Source organism: Providencia sp. PROV272 (assembly GCF_049901975.1).
In the GTDB taxonomy this organism is placed as follows: Bacteria; Pseudomonadota; Gammaproteobacteria; order Enterobacterales; family Enterobacteriaceae; genus Providencia; species Providencia stuartii.
The window spans coordinates 1,541,507-1,567,276 of sequence record NZ_CP096291.1 but is presented as its reverse complement, the minus strand read 5'-3'; the positions used below and the strand labels follow the sequence as shown (position 1 = coordinate 1,567,276).

Here is a 25,770-nt window from a genome sequence, read left to right as displayed (position 1 = left end):
CCAAACCTGACTCAACCCCCTAGTAGATATACAAGGCTGAACGCTATTTCACAAATAGCATTGCCAAGCCTGATAGGCTAACATGAAACTTCCAATAGATACTATACTGTGACTGCTCTCTGCCGTAAACGGCTAGGCCTGCCACTTCTTAGGGCGCAACCGTCTGTATAACGGGTTTTATGCTGCCCCTTATGGGTAGAAACGACGAGTATATACAACATGCAAACACTTATGAACGATCCCACACAGCATTACACTGATATTCTGATTATTGGCAGCGGTGTCGCTGGGCTTTCCGCCGCTTTACGACTTGCTCCTTTTCATAAAGTTACTCTCCTAAGTAAAAGCACACTCAATGAAGGGGCTTCTTATTACGCACAAGGTGGAATTGCAGCCGTTTTCGATAATACCGACAGCATTGAATCCCATGTAGAAGATACTTTAATTGCAGGCGCAGGTATTTGTGAAAGAGAGGCCGTCGAATTTATCGCCTCGAATGCCAAAGAGTGCGTTCAGTGGTTAATTGATCAAGGCGTACTATTTGACACGGAAGTGACTGAAACAGGTGAAACCCAATATCACCTCACTCGCGAAGGTGGACACAGCCATCGCAGGATCCTTCACCATGCAGATGCAACTGGCAAAGAGGTTGAAACGACTCTCGTCAATCTCGCTTTTGCGCATCCGAATATCCATGTTAAAGAGCGCTATAATGCGGTTGATCTCATTCGCTCCGATAAGATCGGATTAGCAGGCGAAAGCCGTATTGTCGGTGCCTATGTTTGGAATCGGCAAAAAGAGCACGTTGAAACGATCCGAGCAAAAATCGTTGTTTTGGCTACAGGCGGCGCCGCAAAAGTCTATCAATACACAACAAATCCCGACATCTCTTCTGGGGATGGCATTGCGATGGCATGGCGTATTGGATGTAGTGTCGCTAACTTAGAATTCAATCAATTTCATCCAACCTGCCTCTTTCATCCGCAAGCTCGCAATTTTCTATTAACGGAAGCGTTACGTGGTGAAGGAGCCTATTTGAAACGCCCTGATGGAAGCCGTTTCATGCCCGACTATGATCCACGCTGTGAATTAGCGCCGAGAGACATTGTTGCAAGAGCGATCGATCATGAAATGAAACGCTTAGGTGCTGATTGCATGTACCTTGATATTAGCCATAAACCCGCTGATTTTATTCAAAGCCACTTTCCTACCATCTATGAAAAACTGATAACACTTGGTTTGGATCTGACGAAAGAGCCGATCCCCATTGTACCCGCAGCCCATTACACATGTGGCGGTGTCAGCGTCGATCAAAACGGTATGACCGATATCCCCAACCTTTATGCCATTGGTGAAGTCAGTTATACAGGGTTACACGGAGCCAACCGCATGGCATCTAACTCGCTGTTAGAGTGCCTCGTTTACGGATGGTCCGCCTCACAGCATATTTGCCATGCGATCACGCAGATCGAGGATATTCCCGTTCTCCCTGAATGGGATGATAGCCGTGTACACAACTCAGATGAGCAAGTTGTGATTCAACATAACTGGCATGAGCTACGCCTATTTATGTGGGATTATATGGGGATCGTACGAACCACTAAGCGTTTAGAACGCGCCTTGCGACGCATCCATTTGTTACAGCAAGAAATTCACGACTATTATGCCAATTTCCGTATTTCTAATAACTTACTTGAACTGAGAAACCTCGTCCAAGTGGCTGAACTGATGGTTCGCTGCGCTTTAGAGCGTAAAGAGAGCCGCGGGCTACACTATACGTTAGACTACCCTGATCTGCTGGAGCATTCAGGCCCCACCGTACTCAAACCGTAATCTCATACCTAGCCAACCTGAGGGTTGGCTATTAATATTTCAAATAAAAATCCCGAATAAGCCGCTGAAAGTCTTCAGTATAGATGTTATTGTCTGCTTCTTTTAACACTAACGTTGAAATTTCTGGCTCAACTAATTCCCGCTTTAATCCCAACAACATACGGTGAAATGGCGTCGTTGCTTTATCTCGAATATTAACGCGATAAGCAGTAAACCAGCCATTACGATGCGCCATAAGCTCAACTTTTTCACCGACATCATAGGGTAATACAAGGCAAAATAGGCCATCTGTGGTTAAACAATCCATCGCACTATCTAATAATGCCTGATGGGTTAACGTCGCGGTATAGCGAGCTTGCTCTCGTTGTTCACTACTGCATGATACTGATGGCTCAAAATAAGGTGGATTACTGACAATCAAATCATACGCTTTTTGCCTTGATACACTAAACTGCGTTATATCTTGCTCAAAAACCTGTAGCCTCTCTCCCCACTTTGACTCAGCGAAATTCTCCTGTGCCTGTTGAGCCGCTGCTTTATCTAGTTCAACAGCATCAACGGTCATTTGCTGATTGCGTTGTGCGAGCATTAGCGCAATGAGTCCACTGCCGCTCCCTATATCTAACGCCTTTTTAGCCTGCTGAACAGGTGCCCATGCGCCAAGTAATACTCCATCGGTTCCGACTTTCATAGCGCAACGGTCATGACCAACAAAAAACTGCTTAAAGGTAAAACCACCTTTGCGATAGCTTTTTTTCACGTTATTCAACCACTCTAAATCGTATATTAATCAATCAATCTTTCATTATGTGACAATTTAAGAATGCAAATTTTACACTTTTTCTACAAAATAATTCTCACATTATGAGAATATTATTTGAGCATCAAAATTTTTACTGCTAAGTTCGAAAAAAAGGGGATACCATGAACAGTATTAACAGGACATTGAATATTTTATCTTACATCACTGCAAGCGCGGCTCCGGTAACTCCGCAAGTGATTTCTAACGCATTAAATATTCCAGTTTCTACTGTTTATCGATTATTAGCCATTCTCATAAATTGGGAATTTGTGACCCATGCAAAACAATATGGCACTTACACTGTTGGTGCGCAGAGTATCAAAACTCAAGAAAAATACTATCACCACAGCTTACTCATGAATTCATCCCAACTAGAACTCCAAGCTCTGAGTAAAAAGACCCAAGAAACGGTCGCTATTATTACATCAAACCTATGTGAAACTATCTGTGTTGACATGATTGAGAGTTCACAAGCCTTACGCTGCTCTTTTGTCATTGGCCGTGGTAATACTCTAATTAAAGGCGCTAGCGCGAAAACCTTGCTCGCCTTTCGAGATGAAGACTACCAATCATTAGTATTTGAAACTCATAAAGAACAGTTACCCTCCCCTGAAAGTATAACGCAATTAAAAAATGCACTGATGCAAATCCGCCAGCAAGGATATGGCGTTTCATGCGGTGAAATAGATGAAGGAGTCTTAGGCGTTTCAGCCCCTATTTTTAAAGGAAACGATGTGATTGCCGTCGTCTCTGTGATGGCACCTGAATTTCGTTCAACCCATCGAGTTGACGAGTTTATCTCTGAGACCTGCAAAGCAGCTCATAACATGACTAAACTAATTAATATGGAGTAATTATGGCAGCACCTTTTATCTGGCAAGGCCGTACTGATGGTGATACTGAGGAGCACCTACGTATCCATCAAGTCATGAATAAAAATACCCCTGCACAGTTTGCTTTAATTGGTTTTGCATCTGACGAAGGCGTTAGGCGCAATAAAGGACGGCTCGGTGCCAAAGCAGGACCTGATGCAATCCGTCAGCAGTTGGCTGGCCTTCCGATACATCACCCCTTGCCCATCCGTGATGCCGGCACTGTTCGCTGTGACGATGGCGATTTAGAAGCAGCGCAACGTCGTCTTTCGGATGAACTTATCAATATTTTATCATCAAATCAGACCCCCATTGTTTTAGGTGGCGGTCATGAAGTGGCTTTTGCCAGCTTTCAAGGACTGTTTGACTTCATCGCTCAAACCCAGCCTACAAAAACAATAGGTATCATTAATTTTGATGCGCATTTTGATTTACGAACGGCACCTGAAGCCACTTCCGGCACACCTTTTTTACAATCGGCACACTTATGCCAGCAGCATCATCGCCCATTTAATTATCTCTGTTTAGGTATTGCTGATCATGGTAATACGAAAGTGTTATTTGATACGGCGGATAAATTAGGTTGCCAATATATTCGTGATAAAGAACTAAATCACAGTCAATTACCTAAGGCCATAGAGCGGCTTCAACAGTTTATTAATAACGTCGATTATTTATATATAACCGTTGATCTGGATGTCTTTTCTGCCGCAATTGCGCCTGGAGTCAGCGCTCCCGCAGCGAAAGGGATCACTACTGAGATCTTTGATGAACTGTTTTCGGTGATTAAAGCCAGCAACAAAATTGCACTCTTTGATATTGCAGAGTGCAACCCAGAATTCGATATCGATAATCATACTTCAAAATTAGCAGCTTATTTGATTTACCAATTTTTATTCTAATAAACACAATAACGCGACTGATAAATCGCCCGTAGACTCAATTTGTAGCGATATAACAATAACAGTATTTGAAAAAGTACTGACAAAAAATAAAGCGGCAATGATAGATCTCTAGCATGTTCTTCTTTAGTTAATCAGCTAAGTAGAAATAGGCTTTGGAATTTCAAAACTGTCGCTAGGCAGCGTACAAGCAACCTTTAAAGTATCAATAAGGATGCGGCTAGCCGCTAAAGACGACAAATTGCGAAAGCGGGCACACCGGGAAAATTATATGACATTACAACTAGACACATTATCTACACTCCTGCTTACTGTATTGTGCCTGCTTATGGGCATCCATTTAAAAAAACGTATCGAATGGCTACAACGTTTTTGTATCCCATCCCCAGTAATTGGTGGCTTCTTAGTAAGCCTGATTATTTGGGGGCTAAAATCCTTTAATTTAGCTGAAATCCAATTTGACACGAGTTTGCAAACCTTCTTAATGGTTGCCTTCTTTACCACGATTGGTATTGATGGCAGCTTTCGCATTCTCAAAAACGGCGGTAAGCTCCTGTTTATTTATCTGTTTATTTGCTGGTTTACAGTGATCTTCCAAGATACGTTTGGTGCCGGACTGGCGCATTTATTAGGCATTGACCCAGTCATTGGCGTTATGGCAGGTGGTGTTTCATTAACAGGAGGCCATGGCGGTGCTGCTGCATTTGGTCAAATGGCAGAAGGCTTAGGTGTGCAGTCAGCGACGGTTGCGGCGATTGCAGCGGCAACTTTTGGTTTAATCACCGGTAGCCTACTAGGCGGCCCCATTGCCTCTTTCCTGATTAAAAAATATAAGGTGACCATCCAAGCGGATGAGTCAGTGCAAAGCCCAAAAGTAACAGAGACCATTGCAGGTAAGATTGAGTCCATTGACGCTCATGCCTTTTTGAAAATGCTCGCTTTGGTACTCGGGATCATGGTAATTGGTCAATTCGCATCTGCACAATTTACCAAAGCAACGGGCTTCTCTTTGCCTAGCTATGTCGGTGCTATGATCATTGCGATTATTATTCGTAATATTAATGACCAAGTTAACCTATTTAAAATCAACCAAAAATCTGTTGATTTAATTTCTGAGGTCTCTCTCGGCCTATTCTTAACCATGGCAATGATGTCGCTAAAAATTTGGGAGCTCAAAGACGTTGCCTTACCACTCTTTATTATTCTATTCGCCCAAGTGGTTGTCCTCGTTCTATTGGTTGTATTCGTGATCTTTAAACTTTTAGGCAAAGATTACGATGCCGCCGTTATGTGTGCTGGATTAATGGGGCATGGATTAGGAGCGACACCTAATGCAATGGCAAATATGTCCTCTGTGTGCGAACGCTATAAACATGTCTCAATGAAAGCGTTCATGATCGTTCCGCTAAGTGGTGCTGTTTTAATTGATTTAGTTGGTATCCCTTATCATACTTGGTTAATTAATATCCTCAGCTAACCTCCATCGCGTGCTTTTCACCTCGGAAAAGCACGCTTTCTGGCAATATCACTGCCCGTTGAAACTTAAAACAGGTACACTTTGCTAAAAGATCGATATTTTCTGATGAACAATTTGGCTAACCTGTTTATAATCAGCGCCCCAAATAGAGGTATATCATGACTGCAACCACATTTACTGAACTTGAACTCGATGAAAGCCTGATCAACGCGCTGGCAGACAAAGGCTATGAACGCCCAACTGCAATTCAGGCTGCCGCTATCCCTGCCGCAATGGATGGGCGTGACGTTTTAGGTTCAGCCCCTACTGGTACGGGTAAAACCGCCGCATTTTTGCTGCCAGCCATCCAACACTTACTTGACTTTCCAAGGAAAAAGTCCGGTCCTCCGCGAGTGCTGATATTAACACCAACGCGTGAGCTAGCCATGCAGGTTGCAGACCAAGCAAAAGAGTTATGTGCACATAACCATCTCGATATCGCTACGATTACAGGCGGTGTCGCGTATATGAACCATGCTGAAGTTTTTAGCGAAAACCAAGATATTGTTGTCGCGACAACAGGCCGCTTGCTTCAATACATCAAAGAAGAAAATTTTGACTGTCGCGCCGTTGAAATCCTGATCCTTGATGAAGCTGATCGCATGCTCGACATGGGCTTTGCCAATGACATTGAAACAATTGCAGGTGAAACACGCTGGCGTAAACAAACTATGCTGTTCTCTGCTACCCTTGAAGGCGAAGCTATTCGTGATTTTTCTGAACGACTGCTAGAAGATCCTGTTGAAATTGATGCCGAATCGTCACGTCGCGAACGTAAAAAAATACAACAGTTTTACTATCGTGCCGATAATTTACAACACAAAACAGCCTTGTTGTGCCATCTGCTAAAACAAGAGGATGTGACTAAGTCCATTGTTTTTGTTCGTAAGCGTGAGCGTGTCCGTGAAGTCGTACAATGGTTACGAGATGCAGGTATTGAGTCTTGTTACCTTGAAGGAGAAATGGCTCAAGCGAAACGTAATGAAGCCGTTCGTCGTTTAGTGACAGGGCAAGTCAAAGTACTCGTAGCGACCGATGTTGCATCGCGAGGACTTGATATCGATAATGTCAGTCATGTCTTTAACTTTGACATGTCGCGCACCGCTGATGTGTATCTCCACCGTATTGGTCGTACCGGTCGTGCAGGCCGCAAAGGCACCGCTATTTCACTGATAGAAGCTCATGACTATCCGCTGTTCGGTAAAGTCAGCCGTTATATTGAAGACTCCATTAAAATGCGAGTCATCGATAGTCTACGCCCAAGCACCAAAGCACCTTCAGAATCTATGATGAATAAACCAAAACCATCTAAGAAAGTGCTCGCAAAACGTAAAGAGAAAAAGAAAAAAGAAGAAGAGTCCAAAAAGAAAACCAAAGTTCGTCATCGTGACAAAAAGAACATTGGCAAACGCCGTAAACCAAATTCCTCTTCTACGGCACCAACTCGCGATAACGCTGAATAATGCAACTAACGGGCTACGGCCCGTTTTTTATTGCATCATTATCATCTGCAATTTTTCACGCATTCTTTTTCCTTGCGCAGATAACATATCCACTTTAATCATATGGTTTACTAAAACATCACGGCAATCATACCCCTGATAGTTTTTAATACGCCAATCAGCACCTTGGCTCAGTAAAAACTCAGCAACTGATAATGCATGGCTCCCTAATGCATCATGTAACGATGTGTTACCTAAATCATCTATTGCGTTGATTTCTACCCCTTCAGCTAATAAAACTTCCAGTTGCTCTAACCTTCCTGACTGCGCCGCTAAATGCAAATAAGTGCGATTTTGTGGCAATGACGTTTTTCTGATTTCATCTGTATAAGCAGAACTCAGAAGAATTTTCATAAAGCGAGGATCAGTCGAACGAACGGCATACCCTAGTAGCTCATTAAAATTCGCTGGTTTATTTCTCATTGAAAGCAAGGTAGAAAATTCAGTCACATTGCCTTGCTTAATACTGTTTTCACAGCTGTTTTGCCAATCTGCCAGAGTGCTGTCATGACTCAATGCAAAATTGCAGCTAAATTCTTCTAACTGTGTATTAAAATCATCATTAACCATCGCCTGTTTATTTACCCACGGTGTAAAATGACACATCATTTTGAGAATTTTTGGCATCGTATGGGCGATAAAATTACGTGTTAACAGACGATGAGGGAGCCAATCCCGCCACGTTTTTTCCCCTTTATAGTAATCCAACACAATTTTGTTACCTAAGGCGGGAGGAAATGGCATCACTGACTGCAACAAATCTAACCAATCATAACGAACCACATAAAAGCGAACGAGACCATCCTTTGCCACTTGTTTTGCGGTGTCGTAATCCATACCAATCTGCTTGATAGTATTTGCAGAAACACCAGCAGAGCTAAAGGCGATGCAAGGTGTCTGGCTTGCAAGAGCTGCAAATGTGGCTAATCCGCCGCCTAAAGAGTGACCTATACAAATCATATTCCCTTTAGAGACCCGATGTAGAATGTTGGTTAAATTTACCGCTTGAAAATATTGCGGTTCAAAGTAGCCCAGCCCTTGTCGTAAATCAGCATAGAAATCAACGAGTTCATCAGAACCAGCAAAACTAATAATATACAAATCATTAAAGCGACAAATATTAGCTTCAAAACCTGTTGATTTATCGCGTAGTAAGCTTGGATCAATGCCAATTTCTTTGAGTTGCAGAGCATTAAGGCGCTCAACACCATGCAGATTTTTCCAATCTTTAAGATAGACCCCATAAGCAATTAACCCAATAAGATAATCATGCGATTGAGCATGTGGGCCTAAAAGTTGCGTTGGCGATAGCGTCTGCGTCCATTGATTTTGTTCAGAGCACAATGCCAATACACCACTTTTTCTCTGATAGATATTAATGCTTTCTTTAATTAACGATATTTCATTTAATGAGTTAGTTTGGATACTCTGATTGATAGAAGACATAGACTCTCCCCATTGAAGATGTGATAAGGGAGATCATTAAAGGCGAAATTTCAGCAGGGAAAAAGAATGTACTTTATTAGAGAAGAATAAAAAAGCCATTTAATTCAATGGCTTTTTGAATTAATTTTAAACTAATACTTCTACCTTGAACAATACAACAATTACAGGCTTTCAGTAAAAGTACGAGTGATCACGTCACGTTGTTGTTCTGGTGTCAGAGAGTTAAAACGCACTGCATAACCAGAAACACGAATTGTTAACTGTGGATATTTTTCAGGGTTTTTCACCGCATCTTCTAAAGTTTCACGGCTTAAAACGTTGACATTCAGGTGTTGACCACCTTCAACACGGACTGTTGGCTTAACTTCTAAAGGTACTTCACGGTACTCAAAAGCACCTAACTCATCCTTAGCAACAATTTGTCCTTCGTTATAATCTGCTTTTGCACAAACACAACGCGCTTCATTTTTCTCTTCATCAAGTAACCAAAAAGAGTTCAATAGCGCTGCATTGTCAGTTTTAGTAATTTGAATACCAGTAATCATGTCGACCTCCACGTTCGGGTAGGATTGGGATCAATCCACTCATTTGACTGCCAATAAAATATTTGGTCTAACCAATGTTTCTACACACTATATACCAGCTAGAACCCTCAGCTTCTTTGATATTTATCAACAATTTCAAGGGGTAATTAACCGTCATTCACCCAACACTATGTTTTAAATCAATTTTTATTATTTATAAAAATCAATTTTTTTAGTTATTTTTAAAAAATTTTTTAATCAAATAGACAAAAGCTCGCCTTTATCTCTTGGGTCTTAAACTGTAAGCTTATAGACATAATTTGTTTGTTATAGGAATTTTCATGTCAAACACACCTACTTGGCACGACGTCATTGGCTCAGAAAAAACACAGGCTTATTTTAAAGACACGCTTGCCTATGTGGCGAACGAACGTCAAAAAGGAAAAATTATTTATCCCCCACAGCAAGATGTGTTTAACGCCTTTAGATATACCGAGCTTGCCGATGTTAAAGTCGTCATTTTGGGTCAAGATCCTTATCATGGTCCGGGTCAAGCCCATGGCTTATCTTTCTCAGTTCTTCCGGGAATTAAGCCCCCTCCCTCATTGGTCAATATGTACAAAGAGTTAGAAAACGACATCCCTGGGTTTAAACGCCCCAATCATGGCTATCTGCTGAGTTGGGCGCAACAAGGGGTGCTCTTGTTAAATACAGTATTAACCGTAGAGCAAGGCAATGCGCACTCTCATGCCCATTTAGGGTGGGAAACTTTTACAGATAAAGTGATTGCTGCCATTAATGAGCATAGAGAAGGCGTTGTTTTCTTGTTGTGGGGTTCACATGCCCAAAAGAAAGGCCGTATCATTGATACTAAGCGCCATCATGTACTAAAAGCCCCTCACCCATCGCCGTTGTCAGCTCACCGGGGTTTTTTAGGTTGTGGGCACTTCTCACAAACGAATCAACTATTGCAGCAGCAAGGGCTTGAAGCCATCGATTGGACGCCTGTTATCGAAGCTTAACTTTTTGAGTGACAAAAAAACCGGGTCGCTATTGCTCACCCGGTTTCAATTTAGTTATGCGTTAATTACTTAGAAACGATAACCATTGCAGGTCTTAATAAGCGACCGTTTAAAAGATAACCTTTTTGCATCACATCAATCACTTGGTTTGGTTGATGGTCAGGCGATTCAACCATTGTCATTGCTTGATGGACTTCAGGGTTAAAGGCCACATTGGACTCACCAACGACTTCAATACCAAATTTCCCGACAGCACTTAAAAAGGTTTTAAGAGTTAAATCTAAGCCTTCTAACATTGCTTTTGATGTTTCGCTTTCATGATCAGCGGCATCAATAGCACGTTCTAAGTTATCAATCACGGGTAACAACTCATTTGAAAACTTTTCAAGCGCAAATTTATGCGCTTTTTCAATATCTTGCTCCGTACGACGACGGATATTTTCAATTTCAGCATGTGCACGTAGCATCGCTTCGCGCTCCACTTTTTGTGACGCTGCGAGTTGTTCTTCAAGCTCAGCAATACGCGCTGCTAACGCTTGTACTTCTGCCTGTGGATCCGCCTGCTGCGCTTCTTGCTCTTGCTCTAACTCCGACTTTTGCTCTTCATTTAGCTCAGGGGCTTGCTCATCATGCATGTTTTGTTCTTTACTACTCATGAATTTCTCCGCGTATTTAGCATTAATCCCATTTATTAGAGTATTATGGGGATATAAAACAGGGATTCAAGGGACGTCACGCAATGAGAGGCCAAAAAATTATGCGTAAGGGTAATAACACGCAAAAAACAAATTTTCGAACTATCGGTATTGTGGGGCATCCACGTCATCCCGAAGCTTTAGCGACCCATGAATTAATCTATAATTGGCTATTATCTAAAAATTATCATGCCATTATTGATAAACAAGTGGCCAAAGATTTAAAACTACAAAATGCGAACACAGGTAACCTTACAGAGATTGGTCAACAGGCTGATTTAGTTATTGTTGTTGGCGGTGACGGCAACATGCTAGGGGCTGCTAGAATTCTATCTCGCTACAATAATAAAGTGATTGGTGTTAACCGTGGGAACCTTGGATTTCTCACTGATCTTGACCCTGATAATGCTTTACAGCAATTATCTCGCGTGTTGGATGGCGAATATCATGAAGAACAACGTTTTTTGCTGGAAGCACAAGTAATAAAACCGAATCAGAAAGCACGAAAAAGCAGCGCAATTAATGAGGTGGTATTACACCCCGGTAAAGTCGCTCATATGATTGAATTCGAAGTGTACATTGATGATCGTTTTGCCTTTTCACAACGCTCTGATGGGTTAATTATCGCCACTCCGACAGGCTCGACAGCCTATTCACTCTCTGCTGGAGGGCCAATTCTCACACCAAATCTTGATGCAATTGTACTCGTCCCTATGTTCCCACATACACTCTCTTCACGCCCATTAGTGATCAGCAGTGATAGTCGTATTCGCCTGAAATTTTTACGCAGTAATATTGATTATGAAGTGAGCTGTGATAGCCAAATCATGCTTCCTATACAAGATGGTGAAGAAGTCGTCATACAGCGTAGTAATAAAAGTTTAAATCTTATTCACCCAAAAGATTATAACTATTTCAATACGTTAAGCTCAAAATTAGGCTGGGCCAAAAAAACTTTCTAATTTTTTTCATCTGCCTCTTTACTGTATAAAAAAACAGGATACACTGTATACAAACACAGGTGTGTATTTTCACAGGAGAGCGCAGATGCTTACCCAACTTACCATTAATAATTTTGCTATCGTTCGTGATCTGGAAATCGATTTTCGTAGCGGTATGACCACAATTACAGGTGAAACTGGTGCAGGTAAATCTATCGCTATTGATGCACTTGGTCTCTGCTTAGGTAGCCGCGGCGATGCCAATATGGTACGTCCCGGCGCACAACGCGCTGACTTATGTGCACGCTTCTCCTTAGTGGATGCAGATATGGCTGCCAAGTGGCTCATTGAACATGAACTTGATAATCAAAGTGAATGTCTTTTACGGCGTACCATTACGTTAGATGGCCGTTCACGTGGTTTTATTAATGGTACAGCGGTGCCACTTTCACAGCTTCGTGAACTGGGCGCTCTGCTTATCCAAATCCATGGGCAACACGCACATCAGCTTTTACTCGATAATAACCATCAGAAATCACTGCTGGATGCCTATGCCAATCAACAAGAGCGTCTCTTACAAATGAAACACGCATGGCAAAAGTGGCATGATTCATGCCAACAGCTCGCCATGTTTCAAAAACAGATGCAAGAGCGTGAGTCGCGTCAACAGTTGCTTGATTATTATTTAAAAGAATTAGCTGAGTTTTCACCTGTTCAAGGTGAATTTGAAAGTATTGAGCAGGAATATAAGCAACTCGCTAATTACGGGCAGTTTTTAACGCTTGGGCAAAATGCCATGCAAATTATGTCCGAGAGTGATGATGCTAATATTTTGAGTTTACTCAACAGCGCCAAGCATGAATTAGCCGAGTTAGCATCCCTTGATACTAAATTTTCTAGTCTACTCGATATGCTAGAAGAAGCATCTATCCAAGTCAGCGAGGCAAGCGATGAGTTAAGGCATTATTGTGATCAGTATGAATTGGATCCTAATCGCTTGTATGAACTTGAACAGCGTATATCAAAACAAATTAGCCTTGCTCGTAAACATCATATTATGCCAGAGGCATTACCTGAGCTTTATCAGCAGTTATTAGACGAACAAGAAAAAATAGCCAACCAAAATGAAGATTGTGAAATGCTAAGTGAGCAAGTTCACCAAGATCATCAACATGCGATGGCTTGTGCTCAAGAGCTGCACCAAATCCGTTTAGAGTATGCTCAAGAACTGAGCCAACTGATTACTAATAGTATGCATCAACTTTCTATGCCTCATGGTCGGTTTACTATTGATGTTAAGTTTACCCCTGAGCATCTACAGCCAGATGGGGCAAGCAAGGTGGAGTTCAATGTCACAACAAACCCAGGGCAACCACATCAAGCACTTGCTAAAGTTGCTTCTGGAGGTGAATTATCACGTATCGCATTGGCTATTCAGGTGATCACAGCGAAAAAAATGGATACACCAGCACTGATTTTTGATGAGGTCGATGTCGGTATTAGCGGCCCAACGGCTGCTATTGTTGGGCGATTACTCCGTGAATTAGGTGAATCAACCCAAGTCATGTGTGTAACACATCTACCCCAAGTTGCAGGCTGTGGGCACCATCATTTTTATGTCAGTAAAGAAACGAACGGCATAGAAACCGAAACACACATGCAATTACTCGATAAAAAATCACGTTTACAAGAACTTGCACGTTTATTAGCAGGCAGTGAAGTGACCAAAAACACATTGGCAAATGCAAAAGAGTTACTTGCAGCATAAATTTTGACAACTTTTTTGCACTCCTATGGTCTTAGAGTCAATACGGAAGGTTTTAAAATGTATCAATGTCGATTATCATTGATGTTCTGACTCCAAAAGGAATGAGATATCCATGCGTTATAAACTGTTAACTGCTGCTGCACTATCACTCGCATTAATGTCATCAGGTTGTTCAATGATGGAGCGTCTGGTCTATCACCCTGACATTAACCAAGGTAATTACCTGACAGCGAAAGATGTTGCTAAGATACAAAAAGGAATGACTCAGCAACAGGTCGCGTATACTTTGGGCACACCAATGTTAACCGACCCGTTTGGTACTCAAACTTGGTATTATGTTTTCCGCCAAGAGCTTGGTCATGATCCCGTTAAGCAACAAACTTTGACTCTTAGCTTTGACCGTAATGGTATCCTGACTGATATCAAAAATGAGAAGGATCTTTCAGAGCAGGAATCTATGGAAGCAAAAGAAATTGAAAATGCACAGCCAGTATCTGCTGAGCCTGCTTCTAGCAACACTGAAGCTAGTGAACCTGTTTCAGAGCAGCCACAAACCGCAGCTCCCGCGACTAAAAAGATGCTAAGCAAATAAGCTTGTTAACTGATATTCGTTATCCACTTATTTGTTAATTAGCCTTACAATAGCTACCTGTCATCAATATAAAACAGGTAGTTATTGCTGCTTTAGACTATCTAAAGAATTCTCAAACCTAGCACTAAATTGCGCTGCGATGAATACAATTAGCCACTTAGCCATTCAAAGTACGCCCTATCAAAACCAAAAACTCTCAATTTGTTCAATAAAAGCTATTTTTACTGCTGCACTCTATTTGACTGGCATCATGAGTATCGCGTATTACATTAATACCGTTTAATCCATCAAGGCACTCATCAACAGGTAATAAAAACTCTTAACTTAATGCAATAGTAAGAGTCTCCCCCCCTATCCTCTATTACACTAATGCCATTGTCTCTAGTGCTAAGCTCTATTTCATTGGCGTTATTTCGCCAGTGTTCTTCTCATTACCAACAGCGCTTTTCATAGAATGCTGTCAATATACTGCGCTTTTGTACTGGCATAATATATGCACCCAGACATGATAATAGCAAAATTCTTTCATTTGGTTGAAAAGATACTGATTAAGCCGTAATACTACCTGCACGATTAAACCATCCAAAAACAGGCAATAAAAAACCGAGCAAGTACTCGGTTTAATCACAAAAAAAGAGAGTTATTTTTTACTATCTTTAGATTTTTCAGCCCGTTTACGGCGTAACTCTTTAGGATCAGCAATAAGAGGCCGATAAATTTCCACTCGGTCACCCTCATTCAACTTATCACTCAGTTTTGCAGGGCGACTATAAATACCCACCTTATTTTTTTTAAGGTCAATATCCGCCCGTAATGCAAGGATACCAGATGCCATTATTGCATCTTCAACTGTAGCACCTTCCATAACCTTAACTGGTAATAGATATTGCTTCTCCGGCAAAGCATAAGTGACTTCAACATTTAGCTCAGACACTATAGATATCCTTCGCTCTCAACGTAAAAGCTTGTACCATGTTATTCGCAAGTTCTTTAAAGATTTTGCCAAATGCAAGTTCAATCAGCTTATTAGTAAACTCAAAATCAAGATGGAATTCTATCTTACAAGCATCTGGGCTTAGAGGTATAAAGCGCCATCCTCCCGTCAGTTTACTAAAAGGCCCTTCAACCAATTGCATATGGATACCCTTGTTATCCTCTAACACATTTTTGGTTACAAAGGTCTTACTGATACCTGCTTTTGAAACCTCAACAGAAGCGGTCATTTCGTCATCACTATGACTAATCACCCGACTACCTACACATCCAGGCAAGAAACTTGGATATGCAATGACATCATTAACAAGTTTATACATTTGTTCCGCGCTAAATGGGACTAACGCAGAGCGACTAATCTGTGGCATATCAATTCCTATCCCCAAAAACTGCCCATATAATACCACTATTGATTGGTTAAACAAAAAACAAAACGGATTAAGCACAATAATTGCACAATCGGCACATTTTTAAACACGGAAAGATTTATTTCACTTCAGCTTACAGTATAATGAACAAACTATGACAAAGAAAAAAGCTTATAAACCTGGTTCGGCAACTATTGCCCTAAACAAACGTGCTCGCCACGAGTATTCTATCGAAGATGAATTCGAGGCTGGCTTGTCCCTACAAGGTTGGGAAGTAAAATCGCTCCGTGCTGGTAAAGCGAACATTGGTGATAGCTATGTCCTGCTTAGGGATGGTGAAGCCTATTTATTTGGTGCGAATATCACACCTTTAAATGTTGCATCCTCTCACGTAGTTTGTGACCCAACACGCAGCAGAAAGTTGTTACTGAACCAACGAGAATTAGACACCCTTTATGGTCGCGTAAACCGTGAAGGTTATACTGTCGTTGCTCTTTCTTTATATTGGAAAAATGCTTGGTGCAAAGTCAAAATTGGCGTTGCAAAAGGTAAAAAAGCACACGACAAACGTTCTGATATTAAAGAACGCGAATGGAAACTAGATAAAGCACGTATAATGAAACATTCTAATCGCTAAGTTCTAGCTTTTTAGAGTATTTTTCTGTTATACTGCACTTAACAACTTGGGGCTGATTCTGGATTCGACGGGATTTGCGAAACCCAAGGTGCATGCCGAGGGGCGGTTGGCCTCGATAAAAGCCGCAAAAAAATAGTCGCAAACGACGAAAACTACGCACTAGCAGCTTAATAACCTGCATAGAGCCCTCTCTCCCTAGCCTCCGCTCTTAGGACGGGGATCAAGAGAGGTCAAACCCAAAAGAGATCGCGTGGATGCCTTGCCTGGGGTTGAAGCGTTAAATTTAATCAGGATAGTTTGTTGGTGGCGTGTCTGTCCGCAGCTGGCAAATGAATTTAAAGACTAGACTAAGCATGTAGTACCGAGGATGTAGAAATTTCGGACGCGGGTTCAACTCCCGCCAGCTCCACCAAATTATCTTCTAATGACGTCCAAGGAAGACTGAAAAGCCCGCTAACTCAATGAGTTGTGGGCTTTTTTATGTCCTGCGCTGTCCTATTTTATCCCACCCAAGCTAATTCCTTTAGGCCCATTGATAGGCCCAACGAAAAGAACTAACATCTTTGTTGGGCCTAAACGCATGGAGATTTTTTATGGCAAGAAAAACTAAGCCATTAACCGATACCGAAATCAAAGCAGCTAAACCGCAGGACAAGGACTATCAGCTGTATGATGGTGATGGACTCACACTGCTAATCAAATCTAGCGGAAGCAAGTTATGGCAATTCCGTTACTACCGCCCTTATACAAAACAAAGGACCAAACAAAGTTTTGGGGCCTACCCAGCTGTCACACTTTCGGATGCTAGAAAACTTAGAGCCGAGTCTCGCTCATTACTGGCAAAAGATATTGATCCTCAAGAATATCAGAAAAATCAAATAAGAAACTCTCAAGAAGCTAAAACCAATACCTTTCAACTTGTTGCTGAACGTTGGTGGGAAGTGAAGAAGTCCACCGTCACAGAGGACTACGGTAATGATATCTGGCGTTCACTTGAACGAGATGTGTTTCCCGCCATAGGCGATATCAGCGTCACCGATATCAAAGCTCACATATTGGTTCAAGCGATACAACCGGTACAAGCCAGAGGCGCTCTAGAAACCGTTCGCCGTCTTTGTCAGCGCATTAACGAAGTCATGATCTATGCTCAAAATACTGGCTTAATTGATGCCGTTCCAAGTATCAACATTGGTAAAGCTTTTGAAAAACCAAAGAAAAAAAATATGCCAAGTATTCGCCCAGAGCAGTTACCGCAACTGATGCAAACAATGCGTACAGCTAATATTATTTTGCCTACCAGATGTTTGTTTATGTGGCAGCTACTTACCATATCCCGCCCTGCCGAAGCAGCTGAAGCCCGTTGGGATGAAATCAACTTTGAAACCAAGGAATGGAAGATACCCGCAGCCAGAATGAAGATGAACCGAGAACATACAGTTCCGTTATCTGACGCTGCATTAGCTATTTTAGAACTAATGAAACCACTCAGTGGTAACCGTGAGTTTATCTTTCCTAGCCGTATCAAGCCTACCCAACCAATGAACAGTCAAACCGTCAATGCGGCTTTAAAACGTGCCGGATTCGGTGGCGTACTTGTTTCACACGGTCTACGCTCAATTGCTAGTACGGCACTCAATGAGCAAGGATTTCCACCTGACGTTATCGAAGCCGCCCTAGCCCACGTTGATAAAAACGAAGTTAGACGCGCCTATAATCGCAGTGACTACCTAGAGCAAAGACGCCCCATGATGCAATGGTGGGCTGATTTTATTGCGGAAGCAGATAAGGGGAGTATTATTGAAGGCGGGATAAGAGGAATATCGCTAGTTGGATAACTTACTAGGTACCAGCTAAATTTAGCTGGTACCATAATAGCGCAGATCTATACATCATCCAGACGTCAGCTATGTGCCAAAAGCGGAAGTTGCCTAGATTTTATGATGATGTTCTAAAGTCAATGTAATAATTGTACTTGATTTATTTAGATGGGGAAGGTAAATCATGATTAGTACGATGCTTATCTACTAAATATTAATTTAAACTGAAAAGGATAAATATAAAAATGCCAGAGACAAGAGATTTTGATATTGCTCTATCGTTCGCAGGTGAGGACAGAAACTACGTTCAGCAGGTAGCCAATCTTTTGATGCAATCTGGTGTTAAAGTATTTTATGATTCGTTTGAAGAAGCAAATCTCTGGGGTAAAGATCTTTATACTTATCTTAATGAAATATATAAAGACAAAGCTCTTTATACCATAATGTTTATTTCCGAGCATTACGCAAAAAAACTCTGGACAAATCATGAAAGAAAAGCAATGCAAGCAAGGGCTTTTCAGGAGAGTGCTGAATATATCCTTCCTGCTAAATTTGATGATACAGAAATCCCAGGGGTGTTACCTACAACCGGCTTCATATCTCTTATAGACCGCACTCCTGAAAGTTTTGTTGAAATCATCCATAAAAAATTGGTAAACAGTGGGAGGACGATCCCCTCAGAATCATTGAGAAAGTCTTTTTTTTCAACAGGGTCGCTTCCCAAAATAGAGCCGCTAGTGTTAAGGATAATCATTAAGTCTTCGACAGGGGAGTTGATTCCATCAGCATCAATCGTTGCTATCGCAGACAACAATACTATTAAGCAGGGCACTACTGATGCCAATGGATGCCTAACCTTAGAAATTTTAACTCGTAGAAATTATTCTATACTGGTAGCTCATCCAGAATTTCCCGGAGTTATAATCCCTAAATGGGATCCAGCAGAAGATATTGAAATAACTTTGTTGCCTACTGAAACCATTGGTTCTGTAATAATCAATGGCACGGGATACATCAAAGGCTTACAGGGTCGATTAAATCCCATTTTAGATAATATAAACAGAACGTATCTTTATGCGGACAATATTGCTATAAATGGTGGCAAAGGGCAGCCGGTAACTTTTGAAATTAACATCCCTGTTACACTCGAAGACTGTAATGGTGTTATAATTGAAGCTAGTTTTCTTCATGTTCAAGGTAACACCTCATTAATTCAATACTACCATCCTCGTAAATAATATAATACTTGCTTTTTGAGACTTAATGAATTTGTTACGTTAAAACAGTTCTTATCTGAGGTAATAGGTCAACTCCTCGCTCCTTTCGGGATAACAGCCATAATTAAATCTCTACATCATAGGAGATTTAATTATGTCTAAGTCACCGTGGAATAAAAATCGTATCATTGGGCAAAAACGACCGCTTAAAATATCTCATATCTGGGGAATCCGTATTAGACTGGAATTAGAAGGGAAAATTCGCGACTTAGCTTTGTTTAATTTAGCCTTGGATAGTAAACTTCAAGGCTGTGATCTCGTTAAATTGAAGGTATCAGATGTTGCATATGGTAGTTCAGTCTCCAGCAGAGCAACAGTGTTACAACAAAAGACTGGTAGTCCTGTCCAATTTGAGCTGACTAAAGGAACTAGAGATTCAGTTGCTGCATGGATAAGAATAGCTCACTTGCATAGTGCAGACTATATTTTCCAATCCCGAGTAGGTTCTGCTCAACATATCTCTACCAGACAATACAACCGTATTTTTCATGGTTGGATTGAAAAGCTAGGCCTTGATAATTCGTTGTACAGCACGCATTCTATGCGCAGAACTAAGCCATACCTGATCTACCAGAAAACAAAGAATCTTCGTGTAATTCAGTTATTACTAGGACATAAAAAACTGGAAAGCACGGTTCGTTACCTTGGCATTGAAGTCGATGATGCATTGGAGATTTCTGAGTCAATTGAAGTATAAATCTATCAGGGCTGTTTATCAGCCCTGTGCCAAAAACGGTCATTACCTGAAGGCTCTGCCAGCTCGTTATTGCCCCATTCCGTGTTTTGGCTCGTTAGCTTAATCGAAAGTTCCCACTCCTGCTACCATACAAATTCTTATCTATTTACCTATGTTTGGTTTTACCAGAAATCGACTAACCGTGTATGGAGATACAGCCATATGATTTGAACACAATATTAGTGCGCACCAATTCCATCCGAAATAAATAAAACTCTATAAAATCAATTAACTATAGAGGCTTGATTTTAGTTGATAGGTTTAAAAAACACGCATGCACATTTTTCAAGATGGTGTATTTGGTTGAAAGCTGATAACTTATTTGTATACAGATAGTTAATCATGCGCGTTTTTATTGGCCTAACGAGTTAAACACACGTGCGTACAAATAAAATATTAGGCCTATACAACACGACAGGCTTTAAGAATGTTGTTCCAAATCTTCCGGCCTAACAAATCGTTCCAGAAGACTCCGAAAAAGCTACGCTTTTTCTCCCCCCTGAACTCATGCGTTATGTTTAAGAGGCTAGTTTGAGCGGTATAAAAATAACTTTTGCTTATGATAGCAATGGTGTTCGTGTGGATGCAGATTCTTATGGGGATCACCCTATAGCTCATCCTCTCGTATGTCCAGATAAAAACTGTGAAGCGTTTTTGAAGCATGTGAATGGGTATAAGCGTGAAAGCTACGGCAAACAGCAGTTCATCCCTGCTTTTTACCGATTAGAAAAAGGCTCCGATCATAGTGAGTATTGCCGTTACAAATCCTCTGGCAGAGATACAATTGTTGCTGGAGAGTCAGATCATGAAGTTAAAGATGCTCTTGCTAAAGGTGAATTATTGTTTCGTATTCATGTAATGGATGCGGAAGAAAAGGAAAAGCTAAAAGATAAGGCAGGGGTCTTTCAACAGTTTCCACCGAATGATACGACTAAGCGGAAATATAGAAACCAAGGACGCAGACCTACTTACGTTCGCACGATGAATAGCCTATTGGAAATCTATAATCATGGGCGTCTTAATTCAAAAGATAGAGCAAAGATTATGCTCATTATTGGCGGTAAGTTAGTAAGCTGGAAAGATTTCTTTTACTCGACCAATCATCTAGGTAGTCTAAAATTGCGCCTTCATCGAGAGGGAATTGTTCAAGCAGCCGTTGTAGTTAAAGTAAGTGTTGTAGGGCTACCAATTCAAAAACTTGGTGGCTTTTGCTTTATAGAGTGCAGCCCCAAGACTACTGGATTAGGTAAACATATATACACGACGTTGAAACTAGCTAAGAGCTTACCAAGTAGTCACTTCTCTTTGAATCAAAACATAATGGTTTTAGGCAAATTTTGCATTCCAAAATCAAGTGACCGTGTTACTCCATCATATTTAGGTAATGAAATCAGGACATTAATAACTCATACACAGCAAGTGGTGGACATTTGAACATAACAAACGCTTCCAGAGGAATTTCCAACACATGGCATTTTATTGTACGTTGATTTCGATGGTTTCAGTATTATGCGGAAACTTGGCAGTAATGTTGTCAGCCCCTTAGGCGAGCGTTATCTACATAGAAATTTTAATCTGAAACTGTCGAGTTAGAGCAAAGGGTCTACCACGCTTTATATGTCCCGAAGCGAGTTAGGGCAATGACCATTATTCGCTCAAAACAGCCATTTGAATTTTACATGTGGGCTGTTTAGTGCCAATAGCGGGCTTTACTACTACTCAACCTAAAACAATTGTACTCATAAAATAGTAGTAACTCCGAAAATCTTAGGGTCAGCACAAAAAATATGAGAATTGGCTTGATAGGTGGACAGCCCGTTAAAAAATTCTAGTAACCTCATATCATTGTGATGATGCTGTGCTGAGAATTTTATGTTGAACGACTCTACTTTCCCCTTTATTTGTGGCGGAATATTTACAAGGTTCTGCTTTGACAAGTCCACCACATTGAATGAAGCAAACGCACTACGACTCAAATTAAAAAGAAACATATTATGATAGGGATCATTAGTTCCTTGAAGGTAGCCTGTATCTGGCAATGCGACTCTACAACCCGGAATATCGTCAAAGGTCGCTATTATCAAATAACCCATATTTCCCTTTGACTCAACAATCTTCTCAACAGTCGACTCTAGGATACTTTTTGTTGCTCCATGTGGAATCATTAACGCCAGAAAAAGAATCTCCAACCACTGGAAATATAGCTCACTCGTCACCCTAAACTCGGTGCAAACCTCGGCCAAGTGAGGTTTTTTTCCTGTACGAATCTCGGAGAAGTGTGCTAGCAAAAGAGGATCAGTTGGATGCATCCCCACCAATCCCTTATACATATTAATTGTTTGAGCAATCAAATAAGGGTTTCTAATCCACCCCATGAATTTTGCTTTGAGCACTCGTTCAGTGGCACCCTTCAAAACATCGCTTCCAGAATTTAACTTGGACTCGGAGATAAGGAGATCAGTTGCTGGTCCTAAGTCCATTTCAAATTTATGAAAGAAATCCTCTAAATTTTTTCTTAACCTTGAGCTTTTAACATCGAAACTAAAGAGATCATTAAAGGAGAGGTTCGTCTTTATCTTGACGCCTTCAGTATTTGTCAAGCGAACAACGCTATTTTCTCGATCTGCAATTTCAAATTTGTAGATTCGCTGCTTATCTTTTGGTCTGCTCTCGTCAATGCAGTTACTGCGCTACTCTGTCTGAGATATAAAATGCTGATTCCTCGTTAGATTATCCATAAATTCTCCTTGTTGCGACGATCCATAAGGTGTGTAATTGACATGCTCACAATTGATAATATGCTGTAATGTTAGTAATACCTGCATCAATTTTGAGAACAACTGTGAACTTCCACTTTTCGCTCTTTCAGGATTATAGCCATAATTAAATTTCTACATCGCAGGAGCTTTAATTATGGCTAAGAGCCTATCTCAATAGGAGCTAAATTCATCACCTTACCCAGCCATATCGATGTTTAAAAGTCAGGCTGTATAAGGTTTTGGTTACAGTGATAATATATTTTTTATGCGGTAATTAATCCCTATTGAGATAGGCTCTAAGCTACAAAATGCAGAGTTATTTTTGTGCTGTATAAACCTTGATGCGTGTATCTACCCGCTTGAAAACGTTGACCCCTTCAGATGATAGTTGCTCATCTTGAGTGAAAACACCAAGAAATCGATATAGTATCCGATTCAGTTCATCACGAGAATGAGCCATTACGATACGATAACACCATGTTTCCCTATAGTTCCGTGTTGAATTAAGGCTTTTTTCCGTTATCAGATCACCATCAATTGAAAGTGAGTTGTCCCACTCCCCCGCCTTATATAAACGCGGAAACCAAACCATAACATCTCCGCTCAAACCAATCGCCTTTACAATAGTCTCAGGTACCCGCCAGCTACCTGATTGATGGTGTCCTTTATCTCCATAACCAAAGCACTGCAAAGCATCCCTGTGATATCGGAATGCAGCGTAAGGACCTACTTCAAGAAATCCTGCGTTAATGTGTATTTGAGCGGTATAACGGTTGTTATAGTCCCAAGGACGGAATAAGCCTTGGGCTTCCTGTTGGGCTTTTCTGTCCCTAACAAAAAGGATGAACTCATCAACAAGATGATTAATCTTGTCCAGTGTCGTGTTATTGGCTGGAATTCGTTTTTCAATAAATCCTGTCGCTTCCATGATGTCCAAACAGCGGATTCTGTCAGCCATTTTAGCTTCATCACTATCATGGTGCGCCTCATCTATTTCAAGATACAGCTTCAGCTGCGGAAAAAGCAGGTCTGCAAGATAAATTTTTCCAGAGTGCCCTTCCTTTCGAATACACTGCTGGCAAACGAATTCAAGCTCAGGGTCATTCAATCTGTGAAAAATTCGGTTGATAATGTAGTGTTCCCAGCGCTTGTGAGAGATTTTTGATAGTGCCCGAAGAATATAGTCATCTTTACTCATGTTAATACCATTTAAAAGCAAATAAACAACCAGAAAAAAGACTTAACTCTGATGAATCCCCTAATGATTTTGATAAAAATCATTAAGTTAAGGTAGATACACATCTTGTCATATGATCAAATGGTTTCGCGAAAAATCAATAATCGGACAACAAGATGTGCGAACTCGATATTTTACACGACTCTCTTTACCAATTCTGCCCCGAATTACACTTAAAACGACTCAACAGCTTAACATTGGCTTGCCACGCATTACTTGACTGTAAAACTCTCACTCTTACCGAACTTGGCCGTAACCTGCCAACCAAAGCGAGAACAAAACATAACATCAAACGAATCGACCGATTGTTAGGTAATCGTCACCTCCACAAAGAGCGACTCGCTGTATACCGTTGGCATGCTAGCTTTATCTGTTCGGGCAATACGATGCCCATTGTACTTGTTGACTGGTCTGATATTCGTGAACAAAAACGGCTTATGGTATTGCGAGCTTCAGTCGCACTACACGGTCGTTCTGTTACTCTTTATGAGAAAGCGTTCCCGCTTTCAGAGCAATGTTCAAAGAAAGCTCATGACCAATTTCTAGCCGACCTTGCGAGCATTCTACCGAGTAACACCACACCGCTCATTGTCAGTGATGCTGGCTTTAAAGTGCCATGGTATAAATCCGTTGAGAAGCTGGGTTGGTACTGGTTAAGTCGAGTAAGAGGAAAAGTACAATATGCAGACCTAGGAGCGGAAAACTGGAAACCTATCAGCAACTTACATGATATGTCATTTAGTCACTCAAAGACTTTAGGCTATAAGAGGCTGACTAAAAGCAATCCAATCTCATGCCAAATTCTATTGTATAAATCTCGCTCTAAAGGCCGAAAAAATCAGCGCTCGACACGGACTCATTGTCACCACCCGTCACCTAAAATCTACTCAGAGTCGGCAAAGGAGCCATGGATTCTAGCAACTAACTTACCTGTTGAAATTCGAACACCCAAACAACTTGTTAATATCTATTCGAAGCGAATGCAGATTGAAGAAACCTTCCGAGACTTGAAAAGTCCTGCCTACGGACTAGGCTTACGCCATAGCCGAACGAGCAGCTCAGAGCGTTGTGATATCATGCTGCTAATCGCCCTGATGCTTCAACTAACATGTTGGCTTGCGGGCGTTCATGCTCAGAAACAAGGTTGGGACAAGCACTTCCAGGCTAACACAGTCAGAAATCGAAACGTACTCTCAACAGTTCGCTTAGGCATGGAAGTTTTGCGGCATTCTGGCTACACAATAACAAGGGAAGACTTACTCGTGGCTGCAACCCTGCTTACTCAAAATCTATTCACACATGGTTACGTTTTGGGGAAATTATGAGGGGATCTCTCAGGACTTAACTTGGACGCCTGTATTCGCAAGTGTAGTATCAAAATAGTAAACATATTATCGCCATAATACTTAGCGCTGTAGTTACATCCGTCTAAATTCTGTCGACCACTTCACCATTGAAGAAGCCTTTACTGGTTAACGCATCACCATCGTGCCAACGTCCGCTCCTCGCTCAAAACAGCCATTTGAATTTT

23 protein-coding genes and 1 other RNA gene are annotated in these 25,770 nt (G+C 41.2%); 16 read left to right on the top strand and 8 right to left on the bottom strand.

Annotation, left to right across the window (positions count from 1 at the left end; translation table 11 throughout):
• Positions 1–231 precede the first annotated feature (231 nt).
• On the top strand, positions 232–1,833 hold the full coding sequence (nadB, locus tag M1E93_RS06995; RefSeq protein WP_014656336.1) for an L-aspartate oxidase: 1,602 nt from the start codon (positions 232–234) through the stop codon (positions 1,831–1,833).
• A gap of 31 nt (positions 1,834–1,864) precedes the next feature.
• Here nadB and trmN read toward each other — a convergent pair whose 3' ends face one another.
• The gene (trmN, locus tag M1E93_RS06990; RefSeq protein WP_014656337.1) at positions 1,865–2,593 is read right to left on the bottom strand and encodes a tRNA(1)(Val) (adenine(37)-N(6))-methyltransferase TrmN; all 729 of its coding nucleotides are present in this window, start codon (positions 2,591–2,593) and stop codon (positions 1,865–1,867) included.
• Positions 2,594–2,757: 164 nt separating this feature from the next.
• Between trmN and M1E93_RS06985 the strand changes: the two genes are divergently transcribed.
• From M1E93_RS06985 to srmB, 4 genes are all read left to right on the top strand, one after another.
• A complete protein-coding gene (locus M1E93_RS06985) occupies positions 2,758–3,489 on the top strand; it encodes an IclR family transcriptional regulator (protein WP_154625282.1) in 732 nt (243 codons plus the stop codon).
• Positions 3,490–3,491: 2 nt separating this feature from the next.
• Positions 3,492–4,409 carry a formimidoylglutamase gene (gene hutG / locus M1E93_RS06980; RefSeq protein ID WP_154625283.1) on the top strand — a complete coding sequence of 306 codons (918 nt, stop codon included), beginning with the start codon at positions 3,492–3,494 and terminating at the stop codon, positions 4,407–4,409.
• 271 nt (positions 4,410–4,680) lie between these two features.
• Complete coding sequence (gltS, locus tag M1E93_RS06975; protein WP_014656340.1) at positions 4,681–5,886, top strand: sodium/glutamate symporter; 1,206 nt, start codon at positions 4,681–4,683, stop codon at positions 5,884–5,886.
• A gap of 158 nt (positions 5,887–6,044) precedes the next feature.
• Complete coding sequence (gene srmB, locus M1E93_RS06970; protein WP_004921516.1) at positions 6,045–7,388, top strand: ATP-dependent RNA helicase SrmB; 1,344 nt, start codon at positions 6,045–6,047, stop codon at positions 7,386–7,388.
• Positions 7,389–7,415: 27 nt separating this feature from the next.
• Here the strand turns inward: srmB and M1E93_RS06965 are convergent, their stop codons facing one another.
• Positions 7,416–8,873, bottom strand: a complete 1,458-nt coding sequence (locus M1E93_RS06965; protein WP_154625284.1) for an ankyrin repeat domain-containing protein — start codon at positions 8,871–8,873, stop codon at positions 7,416–7,418.
• 161 nt (positions 8,874–9,034) lie between these two features.
• Positions 9,035–9,418, bottom strand: coding sequence for an autonomous glycyl radical cofactor GrcA (gene grcA / locus M1E93_RS06960; RefSeq protein ID WP_004921525.1), 384 nt, complete (start codon positions 9,416–9,418; stop codon positions 9,035–9,037).
• A gap of 320 nt (positions 9,419–9,738) precedes the next feature.
• Here grcA and ung point away from each other — a divergent pair, with 320 nt between their 5' ends.
• Positions 9,739–10,419 (top strand): uracil-DNA glycosylase, encoded by a 681-nt coding sequence (ung, locus tag M1E93_RS06955; RefSeq protein ID WP_004921528.1) that lies wholly within the window; start codon positions 9,739–9,741, stop codon positions 10,417–10,419.
• A 65-nt stretch (positions 10,420–10,484) separates the two neighbouring features.
• On the opposite strand, the gene grpE is transcribed toward ung, so the two are convergent.
• On the bottom strand, positions 10,485–11,075 hold the full coding sequence (gene grpE / locus M1E93_RS06950) for a nucleotide exchange factor GrpE (protein ID WP_004921530.1): 591 nt from the start codon (positions 11,073–11,075) through the stop codon (positions 10,485–10,487).
• A 101-nt stretch (positions 11,076–11,176) separates the two neighbouring features.
• Between grpE and nadK the strand changes: the two genes are divergently transcribed.
• From nadK to bamE, 3 genes are all read left to right on the top strand, one after another.
• A complete protein-coding gene (nadK, locus tag M1E93_RS06945; RefSeq protein ID WP_040133505.1) occupies positions 11,177–12,076 on the top strand; it encodes an NAD(+) kinase in 900 nt (299 codons plus the stop codon).
• Between the two features lie 85 nt (positions 12,077–12,161).
• Positions 12,162–13,823 (top strand): DNA repair protein RecN, encoded by a 1,662-nt coding sequence (gene recN / locus M1E93_RS06940; RefSeq protein ID WP_154625318.1) that lies wholly within the window; start codon positions 12,162–12,164, stop codon positions 13,821–13,823.
• Positions 13,824–13,935: 112 nt separating this feature from the next.
• On the top strand, positions 13,936–14,415 hold the full coding sequence (gene bamE, locus M1E93_RS06935; protein ID WP_004921543.1) for an outer membrane protein assembly factor BamE: 480 nt from the start codon (positions 13,936–13,938) through the stop codon (positions 14,413–14,415).
• Positions 14,416–15,055: 640 nt separating this feature from the next.
• Here bamE and M1E93_RS06930 read toward each other — a convergent pair.
• Entirely contained in the window at positions 15,056–15,349 is a 294-nt protein-coding gene (locus tag M1E93_RS06930) for an RnfH family protein (protein ID WP_004921549.1), read from the bottom strand.
• A complete protein-coding gene (locus tag M1E93_RS06925) occupies positions 15,342–15,776 on the bottom strand; it encodes a type II toxin-antitoxin system RatA family toxin (protein ID WP_014656346.1) in 435 nt (144 codons plus the stop codon). The genes M1E93_RS06930 and M1E93_RS06925 overlap by 8 nt, the downstream gene beginning before the upstream one ends.
• Positions 15,777–15,930: 154 nt before the next feature.
• Between M1E93_RS06925 and smpB the strand changes: the two genes are divergently transcribed.
• From smpB to M1E93_RS06895, 6 genes are all read left to right on the top strand, one after another.
• The gene (gene smpB / locus M1E93_RS06920) at positions 15,931–16,413 is read left to right on the top strand and encodes an SsrA-binding protein SmpB (protein WP_004921558.1); all 483 of its coding nucleotides are present in this window, start codon (positions 15,931–15,933) and stop codon (positions 16,411–16,413) included.
• A gap of 48 nt (positions 16,414–16,461) precedes the next feature.
• Positions 16,462–16,825: a transfer-messenger RNA gene (ssrA, locus tag M1E93_RS06915) on the top strand.
• A gap of 181 nt (positions 16,826–17,006) precedes the next feature.
• Positions 17,007–18,248, top strand: a complete 1,242-nt coding sequence (locus M1E93_RS06910) for an integrase (protein WP_088499167.1) — start codon at positions 17,007–17,009, stop codon at positions 18,246–18,248.
• Positions 18,249–18,475: 227 nt separating this feature from the next.
• The gene (locus M1E93_RS06905; RefSeq protein WP_206090235.1) at positions 18,476–19,468 is read left to right on the top strand and encodes a TIR domain-containing protein; all 993 of its coding nucleotides are present in this window, start codon (positions 18,476–18,478) and stop codon (positions 19,466–19,468) included.
• Positions 19,469–19,601: 133 nt separating this feature from the next.
• Positions 19,602–20,204, top strand: a complete 603-nt coding sequence (locus M1E93_RS06900) for a tyrosine-type recombinase/integrase (RefSeq protein WP_426207226.1) — start codon at positions 19,602–19,604, stop codon at positions 20,202–20,204.
• A 570-nt stretch (positions 20,205–20,774) separates the two neighbouring features.
• Complete coding sequence (locus M1E93_RS06895; RefSeq protein ID WP_154637620.1) at positions 20,775–21,677, top strand: hypothetical protein; 903 nt, start codon at positions 20,775–20,777, stop codon at positions 21,675–21,677.
• 305 nt (positions 21,678–21,982) lie between these two features.
• On the opposite strand, the gene M1E93_RS06890 is transcribed toward M1E93_RS06895, so the two are convergent.
• Together M1E93_RS06890 and M1E93_RS06885 are read right to left on the bottom strand one after the other, a co-directional pair.
• Positions 21,983–22,843 carry a hypothetical protein gene (locus M1E93_RS06890; protein ID WP_206090231.1) on the bottom strand — a complete coding sequence of 287 codons (861 nt, stop codon included), beginning with the start codon at positions 22,841–22,843 and terminating at the stop codon, positions 21,983–21,985.
• A gap of 475 nt (positions 22,844–23,318) precedes the next feature.
• Positions 23,319–24,200, bottom strand: a complete 882-nt coding sequence (locus M1E93_RS06885; protein ID WP_426207225.1) for an AbaSI family restriction endonuclease — start codon at positions 24,198–24,200, stop codon at positions 23,319–23,321.
• A gap of 155 nt (positions 24,201–24,355) precedes the next feature.
• Between M1E93_RS06885 and M1E93_RS06880 the strand changes: the two genes are divergently transcribed.
• A complete protein-coding gene (locus M1E93_RS06880) occupies positions 24,356–25,564 on the top strand; it encodes an IS4-like element ISVsa5 family transposase (RefSeq protein ID WP_169342240.1) in 1,209 nt (402 codons plus the stop codon).
• The last annotated feature ends 206 nt before the right edge of the window (positions 25,565–25,770 follow it).